Annotated in this window: 15 protein-coding genes; 7 read left to right on the top strand and 8 right to left on the bottom strand. The window is 69.3% G+C overall.

Translation table 11 applies throughout. The features are described 5' to 3' along the window. Positions 1-61: 61 nt before the first annotated feature. The 4 genes from cobU to CDO87_RS15365 all read left to right on the top strand — a co-directional run bounded on the left by cobU (position 62) and on the right by CDO87_RS15365 (position 2,861). A complete protein-coding gene (cobU, locus tag CDO87_RS15380; RefSeq protein WP_100929593.1) occupies positions 62-586 on the top strand; it encodes a bifunctional adenosylcobinamide kinase/adenosylcobinamide-phosphate guanylyltransferase in 525 nt (174 codons plus the stop codon). Then, a complete protein-coding gene (gene cobT / locus CDO87_RS15375) occupies positions 570-1,586 on the top strand; it encodes a nicotinate-nucleotide--dimethylbenzimidazole phosphoribosyltransferase (protein ID WP_100929592.1) in 1,017 nt (338 codons plus the stop codon). The genes cobU and cobT overlap by 17 nt, the downstream gene beginning before the upstream one ends. Next, positions 1,583-2,326: an adenosylcobinamide-GDP ribazoletransferase gene (gene cobS, locus CDO87_RS15370; protein ID WP_100929591.1), complete on the top strand. Its 744-nt coding sequence runs from the start codon at positions 1,583-1,585 to the stop codon at positions 2,324-2,326. Before cobT ends, cobS begins: the two co-directional genes overlap by 4 nt. A 67-nt stretch (positions 2,327-2,393) precedes the next feature. Continuing rightward, entirely contained in the window at positions 2,394-2,861 is a 468-nt protein-coding gene (locus CDO87_RS15365) for a DUF3237 domain-containing protein (protein WP_198521735.1), read from the top strand. 300 nt (positions 2,862-3,161) lie between these two features. On the opposite strand, the gene CDO87_RS15360 is transcribed toward CDO87_RS15365, so the two are convergent. Continuing rightward, positions 3,162-4,040, bottom strand: coding sequence for an amidohydrolase family protein (locus tag CDO87_RS15360; RefSeq protein ID WP_100929590.1), 879 nt, complete (start codon positions 4,038-4,040; stop codon positions 3,162-3,164). 200 nt (positions 4,041-4,240) lie between these two features. Between CDO87_RS15360 and CDO87_RS15355 the strand changes: the two genes are divergently transcribed. Both CDO87_RS15355 and CDO87_RS15350 read left to right on the top strand, forming a co-directional pair. Beyond that, complete coding sequence (locus CDO87_RS15355; RefSeq protein WP_100929589.1) at positions 4,241-6,073, top strand: feruloyl-CoA synthase; 1,833 nt, start codon at positions 4,241-4,243, stop codon at positions 6,071-6,073. A gap of 221 nt (positions 6,074-6,294) precedes the next feature. Beyond that, a complete protein-coding gene (locus CDO87_RS15350; protein WP_100929588.1) occupies positions 6,295-7,893 on the top strand; it encodes an acyl-CoA dehydrogenase family protein in 1,599 nt (532 codons plus the stop codon). 164 nt (positions 7,894-8,057) lie between these two features. Here the strand turns inward: CDO87_RS15350 and CDO87_RS15345 are convergent, their stop codons facing one another. The 7 genes from CDO87_RS15345 to CDO87_RS15315 form a co-directional block, all read right to left on the bottom strand. Beyond that, on the bottom strand, positions 8,058-9,059 hold the full coding sequence (locus CDO87_RS15345) for an aldo/keto reductase (RefSeq protein WP_100929587.1): 1,002 nt from the start codon (positions 9,057-9,059) through the stop codon (positions 8,058-8,060). A 128-nt stretch (positions 9,060-9,187) separates the two neighbouring features. After that, complete coding sequence (locus CDO87_RS15340; RefSeq protein ID WP_100929586.1) at positions 9,188-10,456, bottom strand: flavin-dependent oxidoreductase; 1,269 nt, start codon at positions 10,454-10,456, stop codon at positions 9,188-9,190. Position 10,457: 1 nt separating this feature from the next. Further along, entirely contained in the window at positions 10,458-10,907 is a 450-nt protein-coding gene (locus CDO87_RS15335) for a MarR family winged helix-turn-helix transcriptional regulator (protein WP_100929585.1), read from the bottom strand. Then, positions 10,900-11,685 (bottom strand): crotonase/enoyl-CoA hydratase family protein, encoded by a 786-nt coding sequence (locus tag CDO87_RS15330; RefSeq protein ID WP_100929584.1) that lies wholly within the window; start codon positions 11,683-11,685, stop codon positions 10,900-10,902. Before CDO87_RS15330 ends, CDO87_RS15335 begins: the two co-directional genes overlap by 8 nt. A gap of 246 nt (positions 11,686-11,931) precedes the next feature. Further along, the gene (locus tag CDO87_RS15325) at positions 11,932-12,693 is read right to left on the bottom strand and encodes an ABC transporter permease (RefSeq protein WP_100929583.1); all 762 of its coding nucleotides are present in this window, start codon (positions 12,691-12,693) and stop codon (positions 11,932-11,934) included. A gap of 105 nt (positions 12,694-12,798) precedes the next feature. Beyond that, complete coding sequence (locus tag CDO87_RS15320; RefSeq protein ID WP_100929582.1) at positions 12,799-13,581, bottom strand: ABC transporter ATP-binding protein; 783 nt, start codon at positions 13,579-13,581, stop codon at positions 12,799-12,801. Between the two features lie 111 nt (positions 13,582-13,692). Beyond that, complete coding sequence (locus CDO87_RS15315; protein ID WP_404944736.1) at positions 13,693-14,706, bottom strand: ABC transporter substrate-binding protein; 1,014 nt, start codon at positions 14,704-14,706, stop codon at positions 13,693-13,695. 382 nt (positions 14,707-15,088) lie between these two features. Here CDO87_RS15315 and CDO87_RS15310 point away from each other — a divergent pair, with 382 nt between their 5' ends. Next, the gene (locus CDO87_RS15310; RefSeq protein WP_100929581.1) at positions 15,089-16,813 is read left to right on the top strand and encodes a hypothetical protein; all 1,725 of its coding nucleotides are present in this window, start codon (positions 15,089-15,091) and stop codon (positions 16,811-16,813) included. The last annotated feature ends 80 nt before the right edge of the window (positions 16,814-16,893 follow it).

Here is a 16,893-nt window from a genome sequence, read left to right as displayed (position 1 = left end):
CCTGACAGTCCCCCGGATTTCCACTTTCCATTCCGCGCCGAACCTGCTCTTTCACGGCGCCATGAAAAAGTCGATACTGATCACGGGCGGTGCCCGATCCGGCAAATCGGCCCTCGCCGAACGGCTGGCGCTGTCGCGCACCGGCCGTGCGGTCTATATCGCCACAGCCGAGGCCCGCGACGACGAGATGCGCGACCGGATCGCGCAGCACCGCGCCCGCCGCGGCGCAGGGTGGACCGACCACGAGGCGCCCCTCGATCTGGTCGGCACGCTCGACGCCACCGACGGCGATGCGCCGCGGCTTGTCGATTGCCTGACGCTGTGGCTGACAAACCTGATGCTGTCTGGCGCGGACTGGCGCGCGGCGGGCATGGCGCTGGCCGAGGCGCTGCCCCGGCAGGCCGCCCCCGTGGTGCTGGTGACCAACGAAGTCGGCTCCGGCATCGTGCCCGACAACCGGCTTGCGCGGGAATTCCGCGACGCCGCGGGCTGGCTCAACCAAACCATCGCAACCGCCTGTGACGAGGTCTATCTCTCGGTCGCGGGCTGCCCCCTGAAGGTGAAACCCGATGACGTCACTCTCTGACCTGACCACGCTGGCCGATGTCGCGGCCCTGGCTGCCACCCTGCCGGAGGCCGATGCCGCCGCCCGCGAGGCCGCCGATGCCCGCCAGATGAGCCTGACAAAGCCGCCGCGCGCGCTGGGACGGCTTGAGGATCTGGCCGTCTTCATGGCCGGGTGGCAGAAGACCGACCGCCCGTCGATCACGCAGGCGCAGGCGCTGGTGTTCGCCGGGAACCACGGCATCTGCGCGCGCGGCGTGAACCCCTTCCCGCAGGAGGTGACGGCCCAGATGGTCGCGAACTTCCGCAACGGCGGCGCGGCGATCAACCAGCTCTGCCGTGCCTCGGGGGCCGAGCTGGACGTGGTCGAACTGGACCTCGACACGCCCACCGCCGATTTCACCGCCGGCCCCGCCATGACGGAGGCCGAGGTGCTGGAAGCGATGAAGGCCGGTGCAAGCGCCGTGCCTGCGACGACCTCCGTCCTGGTGCTGGGCGAGATGGGCATCGGCAACTCCACCGTCGCCGCCGCCCTTGCCGCCGCGGCCTTCGGGGGCGACGCCGCCGACTGGGTGGGCCGGGGCACCGGGTCCGACGCGGAGGGCAAGGCGCTGAAGGCAAAGGTCATCGAAGAGGGCCGCACCCTGCACGCCGATGCGCGGGGGCTGGGCCTGCTGATGGCCTACGGCGGGCGCGAACAGGCGGCGATCTGCGGCGCGGTGATCGAAGCCCGCGCCCGCCGCATCCCGGTGATCCTCGACGGCTACATCTGCACCGCTGCCGTGGCGCCGCTCTTTGCGCAGGACAAGCGGTTCCTCGACCATTGCATCGTCGGCCACCAGAGCGCCGAGCCGGGCCACGCCCGCCTGCTCGCCGCGATGGAGAAGGCGCCGGTCCTGACGCTGGACATGGCACTTGGCGAAGGCTCCGGCGCGGCGCTTGCGCTCGGGGTGCTGCGCGCGGCGCTGGAGTGCCACAACGGCATGGCCACCTTCGCCGAGGCGCAGGTCTCCGGCGGATGAGAACGGCGCACCGCCTCCACGAGATCCGGCTGGCGGTGATGTTCCTGACCCGCCTGCCGGTGGGTATTCTGCCCGAGCCCGTGCCGACGCTGGCGGAGGCGCGATGGGCCTTTCCGCTGGCGGGCCTGCCGGTGGGTCTGGCCGGGGGGCTGGTCTTTGCGCTGGCGGGCTGGATCGGGCTGGCGCCGCTTCTGGCCGCCGTGCTGGCACTGGCGGCCATGGTGATGATCACCGGCGCGCTGCATTTCGACGGGCTGGCGGACGTGGCCGACGGTTTCGGCGGCGGGCGCGACGCGACCCACGCGCTGGAGATCATGCGCGACAGCCGGATCGGCAGCTACGGCGCGGTGGCGCTGGTGCTGACGGTGGGCGCCTGGGCAGCGGCGCTGTCCGGGCTTTCGCCGGCGCGCGGGCTGATGGCGCTGCTGGCGCTGTCCGTGCTGAGCCGCCTTGCGATGCTGGTCCTGCTGGTGGAACTGCCCTCGGTCCGCGCCAAGGGGCTTGGCCAGTCGGCCAGTGCCTCGGGCGGGCGCCCCTACCTGCCGGGCGCGCTGCTGGCGCTTGTGCTGATCCTGCCGCTGGGGATCGGCGGGCTGGCCGCGCTTGTCGCCGTGGCGGTGACCGCGGCGCTGGTGGCGTGGCGGGCGCAGCGGCGGATCGGCGGCCAGACCGGCGACGTGCTGGGCGCGGCACAGCTTCTGTGCGAGACCGCCGGGCTGGCCGCCCTGACGCTCGGATGACCGCGCGATTGCATCACGACAGCGGGCGGCGCCAATCCGTCCCGCAGACCTGAGGAGGACCTGTCCCATGCCATTCTTCCAGCCGCCGGAGCTGCGCCACGCCTTCGACCTGACGGTCGAGCTCGACCCGATCCGGGAAATGGGCCGCGGCCGCGCCGGGCGCCGCCGGATCATCCCGATCGTCGGCGGCACCTGCGAGGGCCCGCGCATCAAGGGCCGTGTCCTGAACCTCGGAGCCGACTGGCAGACGATCTGGGACAGCGGGGTCTCCGAACTCGACACCCGCTACGGGATCGAGACGCATGACGGCGCGACCATCGAGATCATCAATTACGGCCGCCGCTTCGGGCCGGAGGACGTGATGGCGCGTGTCGCCGCGGGCGAGGAGGTCGATCCGGCGGAGTACTACATGCGCACCCATTGCCGCCTCGAAACCGGCGATCCGCGGTACGAATGGGTGAACGCGCCGCTGTTCCTCGGCACGGGCGGGCGAAGGGCGGCCTCCGTGGTGATCTCCTTCTACGAGATCGCCTGAGGCGGGCTGCGCCGGACGCAGGGCAGGACCGCGCCGCGCAATCTGAAAGGGGCCGCCAACGCGGCCCCATATGGTCTGCAGAAAATGACGCGGTCATGGCTTCCCGCCATAGGTGTGTGTCCACCGTCAGGCAAACGGGCGCGACCGGCGCTCTTCCGCTGCGCGCCTCTTCCGAAAGGCTCCGCTGCCCTTCGGCGCTGGCCGGTCAGAACGGCGGGTCTCAAGGCCCCCTTGCCGGGGACAGGGCGCCCTTGCGCGGGCGCAGCCCGCGCGGGTCGCCGCCGTCAGGCGGCGAAACCCTCAGATCTTCAGGATCCGCCGGGCGTTTTCCTTCAGGATCAGCGGCTTGACCTCGTCCTTGATGCCGATGGTCTCGAAATCCGCCAGCCAGCGGTCCGGCGTGATCGCGGGCCAGTCCGACCCGAACAACATCTTCTTCTTCAGGATCGAGTTGGCGTATTTCACGAAGATCTCGGGGAAGTACTTCGGCGACCAGCCCGACATGTCGATGTAGACGTTGGGCTTGTGCTGGGCGACCATCAGCCCCTCTTCGGTCCACGGAAAGGACGGGTGCGCCAGCACGATGGGCGTGTCGGGGAAGTCCACCGCCACGTCGTCGATATGCACCGGGTTCGAGTACTTCAGCCGCATCCCCATGCCACCCTTCATGCCCGATCCCACGCCCGTCTGACCGGTGTGGAACAGCATGATCCCGCCTTCCTCGGCAATCGCCTCGTAGATCGTGTAGGCCGCCTCCCGGTCGTTCGGAAAGAAGCCCTGCATCGTCGGGTGAAACTTGAAGCCCTTGATCCCGAACTCCTTCACCAGCCGACGCGCCTCCCGCGCGCCCGCCTTGCCCTTGTGCGGATCGATGGAGGCGAAGGGGATCAGGATGTCGGAGTTCTCGGCGGCGATCTGCGCCACCTCCTCGTTGGAATAGCGGCGGAAGCCCGTCTCCCGCTCCGCGTCGACCGGGAAGATCACCGCGCCGATCTTGCGCTCGCGGAAGTATTCCGCCGTCTGCTGGACGGAGGGCAGCATCCCCTCGGCTCCCGCCGGGTTCCGGAAGTACCGGGCCATCCCGGCCTGGAACTCGTCGTAGCCGTCGTCGCGCGGGCCGCAGCACGGCTCCTCCGCGTGGGTGTGAAAGTCGATGGCGATCAGATCGTCGATGTTCATGGTGCCTCCCTGGGGTCGCGGCCAGACAAGCACGCCTCCGCGCGCCATCCAACCGGAAACATCCGCCGCCCGTCCCCCGGTGCCCGAGGATTCCGGCGGCGATTATTGTTTCCTAGTAGACAAAATAACGGATTCGAGTCAACGTGCCCGAAACAGGCCCGGCGGGGAACGACCGGGACGGCGAAATGCCCGGAGGAGAGATGACCACAACACCGCGAGAGGTGTCCTTCTGGACACCGCGCCTGACCGTCGTCCGCCGCGCGGACGGCACCATCCTGCTGGCACAGGAAGAGCCGCTGGGCGCCTATCCCGACCACATGGGCCAGCGCTTCGCCCACTGGGCGCAAGAGGCACCCGACCGCATCTGGATGGCCGAGAAATCCGGCGACGGCTGGGACACGCTCTCCTACGGCGAAGCCTGGGCCAGGATCCGCGCCATCGGCGAGGCGCTCGCCCGCCGCGGCCTGACGCAGGACACCCCGGTGCTGATCCTCTCCGGCAACTCCATCGCCCATGCGCTCATGGCGCTCGGCGCGCAGCACGTGGGCGTGCCCTCCGCCGCCCTCGCCCCCGCCTACGCGCTGACCGGCGGCGACTACGCCAAGCTGCGCGACATCGCCGCCCAGATCTCGCCCGGTCTGATCTTCGCCGACGACGCGGGCCCCTACGCCGACGCGATCACGACGGTCTTCGGCGCGGAGGTGCCCGTGGCCTCCCTGACCGGCACGGTGGAGGGGCGCGAGACGCTGTCCTTCGACGACCTGACGCTGACACCCCTGACCGACGCGGAGGCCACGGCCGCCGCCGCCGTCACCCCCGACACCGTGGCGAAGTTCCTTTTCACCTCGGGCACCACAGGCTCGCCCAAGGCGGTGATCCAGACCCAGCGGATGCTCTGCGCCAACCAGCAGATGGTGCAGCAGTGCTTCACCTTCATGAAGGACACGCCCCCCGTGGTCGTCGACTGGGCGCCGTGGAACCACACTGCCTCGGGGAACAAGGTCTTCAACATGGTGATCTACAACGGCGGCACCTACTACATCGACGACGGCCGCCCGACGCCGAAAGCCATCCACAAGACCATCGAGACACTGCACGACATCTCGCCCACATGGTACTTCAACGTGCCGCTGGGCTACCAGATGCTGCTCGACGCCTTCGAGACCGACGCGAAGCTGCGCGAGACCTTCTTCAGGCGCATCCAGATGCTGTTCTACGCGGGCGCGGGCATGTCCCAGCCGGTCTGGGACCGCCTCACCCGGGTCTGCGATCAGATGGTGCCGGGCGGCGTGCTGCTGACCTCCGGCTTCGGCGCGACGGAAACCGGCCCCTTCTCGGTCATCAACACCGCCCGGCAGAAGAAATCCGGCAACCTCGGCCTGCCCGCCCATGGCGTGACGCTGAAACTCGTGCCGCAGGGCGACAAGCTGGAGGCGCGGGTGAAAAGCCCCTCGATCACCCCCGGCTACTGGAAAAACGCGGCGCTGACCGAAGAGGCCTTCGACGAGGAAGGCTTCTACCGCTTCGGCGACGCCTTCCGCTTCGCCGATCCGGCCGACCCCTCTCAGGGTCTGCTCTTCGACGGACGGCTCGCCGAGAACTTCAAGCTCGCCTCCGGCACATGGGTCGCCGTCGGCCCGCTGCGGGCGAAACTGACCGACGACCTCGGCGGCCTCGCCTCCGACGTGGTGATCGCCGGCGAAGGCCATACCGAGCTCGGCGCCCTTGTCGTGCCGAACCGCGCCGCCCTGCGCGAGATCGCGGGCGAAGACCTCGACGGCGAGGAACTCCTGTCCCATCCGGAGGTCCGCAGACGCACCGCAGACCGCCTCGCCGCCCACGCGCGGGCCGCCACCGGCTCCGCGTCCCGCGTCCTGCGGCTGATGTACATGTCCGTGCCGCTCGACTTCGACAAGGGCGAGGTCACCGACAAGGGCTCGATCAACCAGCGCGCCGTGCTGCGCCACCGCGCCGACCTGGTGGAGGCGCTGTGGTCCGAGGACCCGCGCGTCATCCACGTCACCAAAGGCTGACCCCGGTGCCCGCCTCTGCCACCGCCGGAAACGGGGCGCTGCCCGCCCCCTTCATCTTGGCGGAAATACCTGCCTTGCGGACGGCGCCATCCCGCACCGACGCCCGGCACAGGCACGTCCCGCGCGCCGGAGGCGCGCGACCGTCGGATCGCCGCAGGGATTTCCGAAGGAAAGCCCGCACGGCGATCCGAACCCCGTTCCCCTGAACGCAAGGCCCCCGCATGACACCTGAAACGCTCCTCTCCCTCCTCGACGCCACGCCCGGCTGGACGGCACAGGCCGCGGCCGCCGACCTCGACGACACGGCCACGCTGCAGATCCTCTCGGAGGCCGCGAAATTCGCGCAGACCGCCCTCGCGCCCCTCGCCGCCCATGCCGATACGGCGGGCTGCCGGGTCGAGGATGGCCGGGTCAGGACGCCAGATGGCTATGCGCACGCCTTCCGGCAGATGGGCGCGGACGGCTGGATCGCCGCCGACCTCGATCCAGACCTTGGCGGCATGGGCCTGCCGCTGGCGCTGCACGCGGCAGCCTCCCTGCCGATGGAGGGCGCGGCCCTGCCCTTCATGATGGCGCTGGGATCGACCCGCGCGGCGGCGCATTGCCTGGCAGCCACCGCGCCGGAACTGGCGGCAGAGTGGTGCCCGAAACTCGCCTCCGGCCAGTGGGCGGCGACGATCTGCATCTCGGAGCCGGACGCGGGCTCCGACGTGGGCCGCATCCGCACCAAGGCCACGGCAGAGGGCGAGGGCTGGACCGTCTCGGGCACGAAATGCTGGATCAGTTTCGGCGATCACGACATGGCAGAGCGCATCGGCCAACTCTGCCTCGCCCGGACCGGCGCGCCGGAGGAGGGCACGCGCGGCCTGTCGCTGTTCCTCGTTGCCGACACGCTGCAGGACGGCAGCAGGAACGGCATCTTCGTCGAGCGGATCGAGGAGAAGCTGGGCCTTCACGGCTCGCCCACATGCGTGCTGCGGTTCGAAAGTGCCGAGGCCACCCTGATCGGCACGCCCGGCCGCGGCTTGCCCGCGCTCTTCAACATGATCGAACTGATGCGCCTGCAGGTCGGCGTGCAGGGCGCGGGCGTCGCCGCCACATGCGCCACGCTGGCGCGGGACTATGCCGGGGATCGCAGGCAGGGCGGACGGCCCGACGCCGCCCCCGTCGCCATAGCCACCCACCCGGACGTCCGTCGCCAGCTCTGGCTGATGGAGGCGCGCGCGCTGATCGCCGCCGCCCTGGTGGTGGAGACCGCCGTCACGCTGGGCCAGGCGCAGGGCGGCGACCCGGAGGCCGCCGCGCTCTCGGCCTTCCTGCTGCCGCTGGCCAAGACCTTCGGCGGCGAGATGGGTCAGGCCAATGCCTGCGCCGCGATCCAGGTGCTGGGCGGCGCGGGCTACACCCGGGAATGGCCCGCCGAGCGGCACTTCCGCGACGCCCGCATCACCACGATCTACGAAGGCACCACCGGCATGCAGGCGCAGGACGTGCTGTTCCGCCGCCTGCTGAAGGACGGCGCGACGATCCGCGCGGCCCTGACGGCCCGGCTGGAGGGGGACGCGGTCTTCCCGGCGCTGCTGGCGCGGCTCGATACCCTCGTGGAGCGGCTTTCAGGCGCGAAACCTGAGGCGCAGGCCTTCGCCGCCGACGCCGCGCTGCGTGCCGCCTGGGAGGTCGTGGCCGCGGGGCTGGCGGAGCGCCTGCTTGGGTCGCTGGGGCCAAGCGCGGCGCTCGACCTCTGGCTCTCCGGCGCGGCGGCGCGCATGGGGCTGGCAGAGGCTGGCGTGGACTGGGCGCTGACGGTTTCGGATCGCTGACGCGACCCGATCCGCGCGCCCTTCGGGCGCGCGTACCTTGGTGGCCCCGTGAACAGCCCCCTGCCGGCGGCGCGCGCCGGTGCGCCAGGGCATTCAGGTATTTTTGCCAAGATGAAGGCAGCGCCGGGTTTGCCCGGACCGGACGACGCTCCGCTTGGGCCGCGTCAGCAGTAGGCTTCCGGTCCCACGGACTGCACGTCGGAGTAGCGCGCGCCGTGGCACCAGCCGACCGGCAGCCGCTGTTCGATCTCCGCGACGATGTCGGGCGACAGCTTCATACCGGCGCCAGCGACCAGTTCGGCGAAATGCGCGGTGCTGCGCGTGCCCGGGATCGCGTGGATCGCGGGGCTCTTGGCCAGGGTCCATGCGATGGCGAGGGATGCGGTCGCCACGCCCATGTCTGCCGCCATCTCGCGCAGGGGCGCGCTGGCCGCGATGTTGCGGTCGAGGTTGCCGCCGGTGAAGCGCGGATTGCCGGACATGAAGCCGCTTGCCGCCACACGCTCCGGCGTGGGCGGCGTGTCGGACAGCAGCCCGCGGCCCACCGGGCAGAAGGCGACCAGCGCCGTGCCGAGATCCTCGCAGGCCTGCAGAAGTCCCAGTTCCGGCAGGCGCGTCTGCAGCGAGTATTCCGACTGCACCGCCGCCACCGGCGCAACGGCCGCCGCGCGCCGGAGCGAGGTCGGCGCGATCTCGGAAAAGCCGAAGGCGGCGATCTTGCCCTTCGCCCTGAGCGCGGCGAGGGTTTCCGTCACCGCCTCGATCTCGTGCCGGGGGTCGCGGCGGTGCACGTAGAAGAGCGCCACCTGCTCCACCCCAAGGCGCTTGAGGCTCTGGTCCAGCTCTGCCTCGAGGTGTTCGGGCGCGTTGTCGAAGGTGCGCCGCCCCTCCGCGTCCCTGGTGATCGCCGCCTTCGTGGCGATGGTGAAGGGCATGCCGCCCTTGCCCGCGTAGCGCTTGAGGTAGGCGCCGATGGTCTCTTCGGAGCGGCCCATGCCGTAGACGTTGGAGGTGTCGATATGGGTCACGCCGGCATCCAGTGCCGCGTCGAGCACCGCGTGCGCCTCCTCGACGCTGACCGGGCCGTAGAAGTCCGAGAAGGACATCGCCCCCACACCCAGCGCCGCGACCTCCGGGCCGCCGGTCCCCAGTTCCCGTTTCAGCATCGCCTCGTCTCCCGCATGTCCGTTTGCGCGACCATCCCCGAAAAGCGGGGCGGGGCCAAGGGCGCAGGCGAAGGTTTCTTTGCCAGTATCAACCAGGGGCAGCCGCTGGTGGCCCGCGGGCAAACGCGTCAGACGCGGGCGCCCTCGGGGATCATGCGGGGGGCCTCGTTCAGGGCCTCGCGCGCAAAGCCCGCCGCCGCCTTGTAGCCCGCCATGAAGGCGTCGCGTTCCGCGGGCGGGATCACCGCGTCGATGTCGTCGAACTCCCCTCCGCAGCGTTCGTCGACCATGTTCAGGAGGCCGAAGGGACCGGCGCCCCGGTTGCGCAGCACGAGCTGGCCGACGGGTCCGGCAAGGCGCGCGTCGTAGGCGGCAAGCGCGGCCGGGCCGACGCCCTCCGCCAGCAGGCACTGGCCCAGCGTGCGCGCGTCGATCACCGCCTGGCTCGCGCCGTTGGAGCCGGTCGGATACATCGCATGGGCCGCGTCGCCCAGAAGCGCCACGCGCCCGTCGACCCATGTGGGGATCGGGTCGCGGTCGATCATCGGGTTCTCGTAGGCGATGTCGGCGCGGGACAGCAGGTCCGGCACGTCCAGCCAGTCGTAGCGGAAGCCTTCGAAGTGATGGGCGAATTCCGCGATCTCCACCGGGCGGAACCAGCCGCTTTCGCCCCTGCCCTCGCTCTTGTCGACGACCAGTTCGGCGATCCAGTTGATCGTCGCGAGCCCGTCCGCGTCCGGGGCGGAGATCGGGTAGATCACCATCCGGTGCCGGTGCGTGCCAAGTCCCACGAAGCTGGAGCCGGTGCGGATCGGGGCCGCCCGCGTGGTGCCGCGCCACATGACCGCGCCGCCCCAGTGGATCGGCGGCTGGTCGGGGTGCATCTGCGCGCGGGTGGCGGAGTGGATGCCTTCCGCCCCGATCAGCAGGCTGCCGCGGGCGCGGACCTCGCCGGCTTCTGTCTGCATCACCAGCGTGACGCCGTCCTCGTCCTCTTCGTAGCCCGCCGAGGCATGGCCGGTCCGGACCGCGTCCTTGCCGGCACGTTCGCGGAACGTCTCAAGCAGCGCGATGTGAAAGGCGCCGCGGTGCACGGCGTATTGCGGCCAGTCGTAGCCCGCCTCCAGCCCGCGCGGCTCGGCGTAGATGTCGTTGCCGTTCAGGCCGACCAGCGCCCATTCGCGCGCGGGCACGCCGACGCGGTCCAGCACCTCCGGCCCGATGCCCAGGTCGTAAAGCTCGCGCACCGCGTTGGGTTGCAGGTTGATGCCCACGCCCAGGGGTTTCAGCTCGCGCACCTTCTCGTAGACCACGCAGGGCACGCCGATCTGGTGCAGGGTCAGCGCGGTCACGAGGCCGCCGATGCCGCCTCCGGCGATCAGGACGGGGTCGGCCATGTCAGCTCTCCATCTTCAGGTAGCGCCGGAGGAGGGTCTTCAGCTGCTCCGCCTCCGCGTCGCTGAGCGGCACGGGCGACGCCCCCTCATGGATCACGAACGACGGGCGGAGCGCATCGACGCGGGCCGTGCCCTCCTCCGTCAGCCAGAGCTCCACCGACCGCTTGTCGCCTTGCGGCACGGTGCGGCGGACGAGGCCCTCGGCCTCCATCCCGTGCACCATCTTCGTCATGTGCGCGCGCTTGATGCGCAGCGCCTTGGCCAGGACGCCCTGACGGACGCCGGGGTTCTCGGCCAGCATCAGCAGCACCGACCATTCGCCGGGACGCATCCCGGCGGATTCGAAGTCGCTGTAGAACTGGGCAAAGCTGCGGAGCTGCGACAGGCGCAGCAGGAACCCGAGGCTGTCCGCCAGCGGGCCGAAAGCCAGCGCCTCGTCGCCCTCAGGCATTGGGGTCCTGCACCTTCGCGGCGCGCTTTTCGAGGAAGGCGCGCAGGCGGTCCTTCGCATCGTCGGTCATCGTGGCGAGGCTCGCGACCATGGATTCGGCGAAGAGCCCGTCCTCGGACGACATGTCCGCGATGCGCGGCAGGGCGTTGATGATCGCGTAGTTGGTGAACTCGGCATTGGTGGCCATCTGCTCGGCCAGCGCGACGGCCTTTGTCAGCGCCTCGCCTTCCGCCACCACGTAGGACACGCCGCCCCAGGCCTCCGCCTCCGTGGCCTTCAGGGCGCGGCCGGTCAGCATCATGTCGCCCATGCGCGGCGCGCCGATCAGCCGGGCGATCCGGACCGAGCCGCCGCCGCCCACGAAGATGCCGCGCTGGCCTTCGGGCAGGGCGAAGAAGGCGGTCTGGTCCGCCACGCGGATCTGGGTGGAGGCGGCCAGCTCGAAGCCGCCGCCCACCGCGGCCCCGCTGATCGCCGCGACGAAGGGGATGGTGCCGCGTTCGATCCCGTCGAAGACCGCGTGCCAGCGGCGCGACCCCTTCACCGCCTCGAAGAGCGGTTTCTCCGAATGTTCGGCAAGGTCGAGGCCGGCGCAGAAATGCTTGCCGTGGCCGAAGATCACCCCGGCGCGGGCTTCGCGTTGCGCGCGCTGTACGGCTTCGTGGATGGCCTCGACGAAACGGTCGGAAATCGCGTTGCGTTTTTCGGGACGGTTCAGCCCGATCAGCGCAACGGCGCCCTTGAGCTCGTAAGTGACGAGCGTCTCTGTCGTGTCCATGCGATCCTCCCGCGGCAGCCGTTTTCGGCGCCAGTTTGTTCACACGTAAACAATGTTGTCGAGTCGTGTCAACGCGGGAGCGCGCTGTTTGGGGCAGGCCGGGGCGTGTGCGGATAATGCGCAGGGCCCGCGCCTGACATGGCCCGCGGGTCTGCCGGGCGGCTGCCGTCCAGTTTCAGCCGCTTCCGGCGCAGCTGTCCAGAGGTTTCCGGACCGGGGACGCACGCTTGGCGCCGGTGTTCCGCCTCAGCCCGGCGCGCGTTCCGCCCAGCCCGCAAAGACCTTCTCCAGCGCGACGACGACATAGTAGAGAACGATGCCCAGGAAGGCGAGCGCGATCAGGACGGCGAACATCAGCGGGTAGTCGGAGTTAGTCTTGCCCGAGTCGAAGAGCGCGCCGAGGCCGCGGCCGTGGGGCGAGACGATCTCCATCAGGTTGGTGCCGATGAAGGCCAGCGTGACCGAGACCTTCAGCGCGCCGAAGAACTCCGGCAAGGTCTTGGGCAGGGCGATTTTCCAGAAGATGGTGGTCTGGCTGGCCCCGAGCGAGCGCAGGATGTCGCGGTACTCGGGCTCGAGCGTCGACAGCCCGATGGAGATCGACACGGCGATCGGGAAGAAGGAGATCATGAAGGCGATCAGCACGGTGTTGAAGTCGTGCATGCCGACGAACATCAGCGCGATGATCGGCACGACGGTGGCCTTCGGAATGGCGTTGAAGCCCACCAGCAGCGGGTAGAGCGCGTCGCGCATCGTGCGGGAAAAGCCCATGATCATGCCGATCACGACACCCACCACGATGGCCAGCAGCAGCCCCGCCACCGTCCGCCAGAGCGTCTGCCAGCCCATGACGAGGAACAGCTCCCAGTAGCGGGTGTAGGCGGGCAACAGGTCCGAGGGCGAGGCCATCTTGTAGTTCGGCCAGCCCATCGCCCAGACCAGCAGTTCCCACAGCAGGAGGAAGATGATCACGGCGATGACCGGGGTGAGAAAGGCTTTGAGACGCATGGCGGTTCTTTTTCGGTCGGGCGGCGGCGCGTGTGGCGGCGCCGGAATGTGAGTATTTTCGAAGCAGAGAAGCAGGGGGAGGAGCGCCTGCCGGAGCGGGTGCCCTCAGGCCGCGGCCCTGCCCTGCGCGATCTCGATCTGGTGGCGCAGGATGCCCAGCATCTCGGCGGCCTCGGCGGTGTAGAGGTGGTCGAGGTCGCGCGGCCCGGTGTCCGGCACGTCGAGCACGTATTGCGTGCGGGCGGGCCGCCCCGACAGCACGATCACCTGGTCGGCGAGGAAGATCGACTCGCGCAGGTCGTGGGTGATGAGGACGCCGGTGAAAGGCTCCTTCTCCTTCACCCTGTGCATGGTCTGCCAGAGGTCCTCTCGGGTGAAGGCGTCGAGCGCGCCGAAGGGTTCGTCGAGGATCAGCACCTCGGGCTTGTGGACCAGCGCCCGGCAGAGCGAGGCGCGCTGCCGCATGCCGCCGGAGAGCTCGGAGGGGCGCTTGTCCTCGAACCCGGTGAGCCCCACCAGCGAGAGCAGGTAGCGCGCGCGGTCCTCCTGCTGCTTGCGCGACAGGCTGTTCGGCACGATCTCGAGCGGCAGGACCACGTTCTGCAGGATGGTGCGCCATTCCAGCAGGACGGGGTTCTGGAAGGCCATGCCGACCGTGGAGCGCGGCCCCTTCACCCGATCGCCGTGCAGCCAGACCTCGCCCTGGTCCGGTTTCATCAGCCCGGCGATCAGCCGCGTGAGGGTGGACTTGCCGCAGCCCGACGGCCCGACCACGGCGCAGAAGCCGCCCTCCGGGACGGAGACGTTCAGCCCGTCCAGAACCGGCAAGGGGCCGTTCTGCGTCTGGTAGGTGTGCCGCACATCCTTGATGTCGATCAGATTTCCCATGTGGCCCCCGCGCCCGGTCGTGTCGTCGTTGTGAAAGGGGCCGGACCCATGGCCCGGCCCGATCGCAGGGTGGGGGGTCCGCCCGGCAGGGCGGGTTCCCCACCTGTCCCGTCACTCCAGCGCGAAGCCGCCGTCCGGCAGGTAGGCGTCGGAGAAATAGAGCGCCGCGTCGGGTTCGTTCTGGAACTCGTAGGTGAGCTTCATCTGCTCGATGGCGCTTGCCATGCGGTCGTCGTCGATGCCGCCGAAGCCGTTCGCCTGCGTCCAGTCGGTCACCACGTTGGCGTCGATGGCCAGCTGCAGGCGACGCTCTTCGAGCCCCGCATCCGCCGCCGGGTTGCGCTCCATCAGGCTTTCGGTGGCGCCCGCCGGATCGGCGATGGCGTCCTTCCAGCCCATCGCGACCGCTTCGAGGAAGCCTTTCACGGCCTCCGGGTTCTCGGTGGCGAAGTCGGTGTTGACGATGATCGCGTTGCCGTAGAGGTCGACGCCGTGGTCGGCCATCAGGATGGTGGAGATGTCGTCCTCCGGCACGCCCAGCCGCACGAGGTTCAGGAAGGACGAGAAGGAGAAGCCGGTGACCGATGCCACCTTGCCCTCGGCCAGCATCGGCTCTCGGGTCGGGAAGCCAACCGGCTCCACCGTGATCGCGTCCATGTCGAGGTCGTTCTCGGCGGCGAAGATCGGGAACTGCGCCCATGCGCCGTCCGGCGGCGGCGCGCCCAGCACCTTGCCCTCGAGGTCCTTCGGCGTCTCGACGCCCAGCGACTTGCGCCCCACGATGGCGAAGGGCGGCTTGTCGTAGACCATCATCACCGCCGTCACCGGCGCGCCGGGGTTCTGGTCGAGGAACTTGATGAGCGAGTTGATGTCGGCGAAGCCCACCGGGAAGGCGCCGGTCGCGACCTTCGGAATGGCGTCGAGCGAGCCCTGCCCGGCGGTCACTTCCACCGTCAGGTCGGCATCGCCGAAATAGCCCTTGTCGATGGCGACGAAATACGGCGCGGACGGCCCTTCGAATTTCCAGTCCAGTGCGAACGGCATATCGGTCTCGGCGGCGGCTCCGGTGGCAAGTCCGGTGGCCAGCGACAGACCGGCAAGCGCGAACAGATTGCGATGCAGCACGGTGTCTCTCCCCTGTCAGGTTGTATGCCCCCTTTTCGTCTTTCTCGGCGGGGGCCCGGCAATCACCCTGCCATGGCGCGGGCGCGCGGGTGAAGCGAAACGTTCAACAATCGGGCAGACGAACGCGGTGCGCCCAAAATTTGCGCATGCAGGCCATGGGCGGCCCGGCGGGCACCGCAAGACGCTTTCAACCAAGGCGATCTTTCCGGCCTGCGCGCTCGCGCCAAGACCCCATGCCGCCCCCGGCTCACCCCGCCGCAACAGACTGAACCTGCCCGGAAAAACGACAAAAGCGGCTTCCAAATCGCATCGCGCGATGTATCGTGAGCGGCAATTGATGCGTCCCGGCCAGCCGGGCCCGCCATTCAGGAACAGGTATTTCATGTCCGACGCCGCCAAGCCCAAAGCCGCCAAGATCACCTCTGCAAGGGACTTCGTGAAGGCCCATGCCACGCCAGCGGCGCAGGCGGATGCCGAAACAAGAGGCACGGAAAAGACGGCCGGGCAGGCCTTTGCCGCGATCCAGGACAACCCGTTCTTCAGGATCATGCTCGACGAAAGCGCCTCGCCTCAGGACAAGCTCGACCGGGTGACGCAGGCCCTGACCTTCACCGACGACCGCGCCAGGGCGCGCGAGAATCTCGCCGCCTTCAACGCCTTCAAGGAATACCTCCAGTTCGAGCGCAAGCGCATGGCGCAGGAGATCATCGCGCTCACCGACACGGAGGCCTTCGGCGAACTCAAGCAGGTCTTCGAGGACATCAACACCGCGCTCATGACCTTCGAGGAGCGGATCGGCCCGCTCACCGACATCGTCGACGCCGTCTACACGCTGCGCATGAACGGTGTGACCTTCGACATCTTCCAGGAACTCCTGCGCGAGCGCGAGGACGCGAAGCAGCGCGCCGGGAAGAAGGCCGTCCTGCGCGAGCAGATGCTCGATCTCGAGGACAACATCCGCGCGCTGAAGGCCGAGAACGGATTTCTCAAGGACGACCGCGGCTTCTTCGGCTTCGGCGGGGTGAAGAAGACGGCGCAGGACAAGATGGCCCAGAACGAGGTCGCGCTGGCCGCTGACACCAAGAAACTCCAGGGCATCCTGGCCGAGATGAAGGCGCTCGACGCCGACGCTCCGCAAAGCGCGCAATACGCCGAATTCGCGGCGGAAAAGGCGAAGCTGAAGGAGCTGCTCGACATCACGTCCGAGGAGCACAAGGCCCGGCAGGAGGCGCTGGTGAAATCCGCGCAGGACTTCATAGACACGACGGAGGCGCGCGTCTCCAGCGTGCTCGGCCACTTCAACGGCATGAACGGCCAGATCGAGAACCTCGACGAGGCGAACTTCACCATGCGGTCGATGTACGCGATCCTCTCGGATGCCACGAAGGAGGTCGACACCCGCAACGAGGCCCGGCGCGAGGAGATCCGCAAGTCGATCGAGGCGGCCGGCAGCGACCTCGAGAAGCTGGGGCAGGAACGGCTGGAACGCGACATCAACGCCTACATCTCGAACCTCGGCCGGTCGTCGGTGGACACCACCGCGGTGCTGGCCGAACTGACCGCCTCGGGCCACCGCATCCACTCCATGAAGGAGGCGAACGAACAGCAGGTCGCCAAGACGCGCCAGCTCCACACCTCCGGCGTCGCGGGCGTGGCCGACCAGCTCTCGACCGTGCTGCAGGCCGTCTCTGCCGCGGCGCTCGGCGAAAGCTCCGAAGCCGCCAAGATCAGCCTCGAACGCATGAACCGGACGACCGCCGAACTGGGACAGCGCGAGGTCATCCGCGTGGCACTCGGCACGAAGGAGATCAACCAGGACCTCTCCAACGCGCTCTCCGAACTGTCGGAATACGGCGAGACCATCCGCGCCGCCACCTCGATCACCCGCGAGGGGCTCTCGGAAACCCGAAACCTCCTGGCGCAGATCGAACGCCAGACGGCGGAAACGCAGGCGGCGGTCAAGGAATCGCTCTCCGTCGCGGCGGATGTCGCGGGCGGCAAGGGCGGCACCCGCAGCCCGGCCCCCGAAGACACCGCAAGAGAGGCCGACGCCAGGCAGGCCCCGCCCAACCCCTTCGGCCTCGGCCGGTCCCGGGAAGGATCATGACCGCCCCGACTGACGCCGGTTCCGGTTTCGGATCGCTGCGCGATCCGACCGGCCGGGGGCTCCGCCCCCGGACCCCCGGA

Origin of the sequence: Sagittula sp. P11 (assembly GCF_002814095.1) — a bacterium.
GTDB lineage: Bacteria > Pseudomonadota > Alphaproteobacteria > Rhodobacterales > Rhodobacteraceae > Sagittula.
This window is presented reverse-complemented; position numbering and strand designations above follow the sequence as displayed.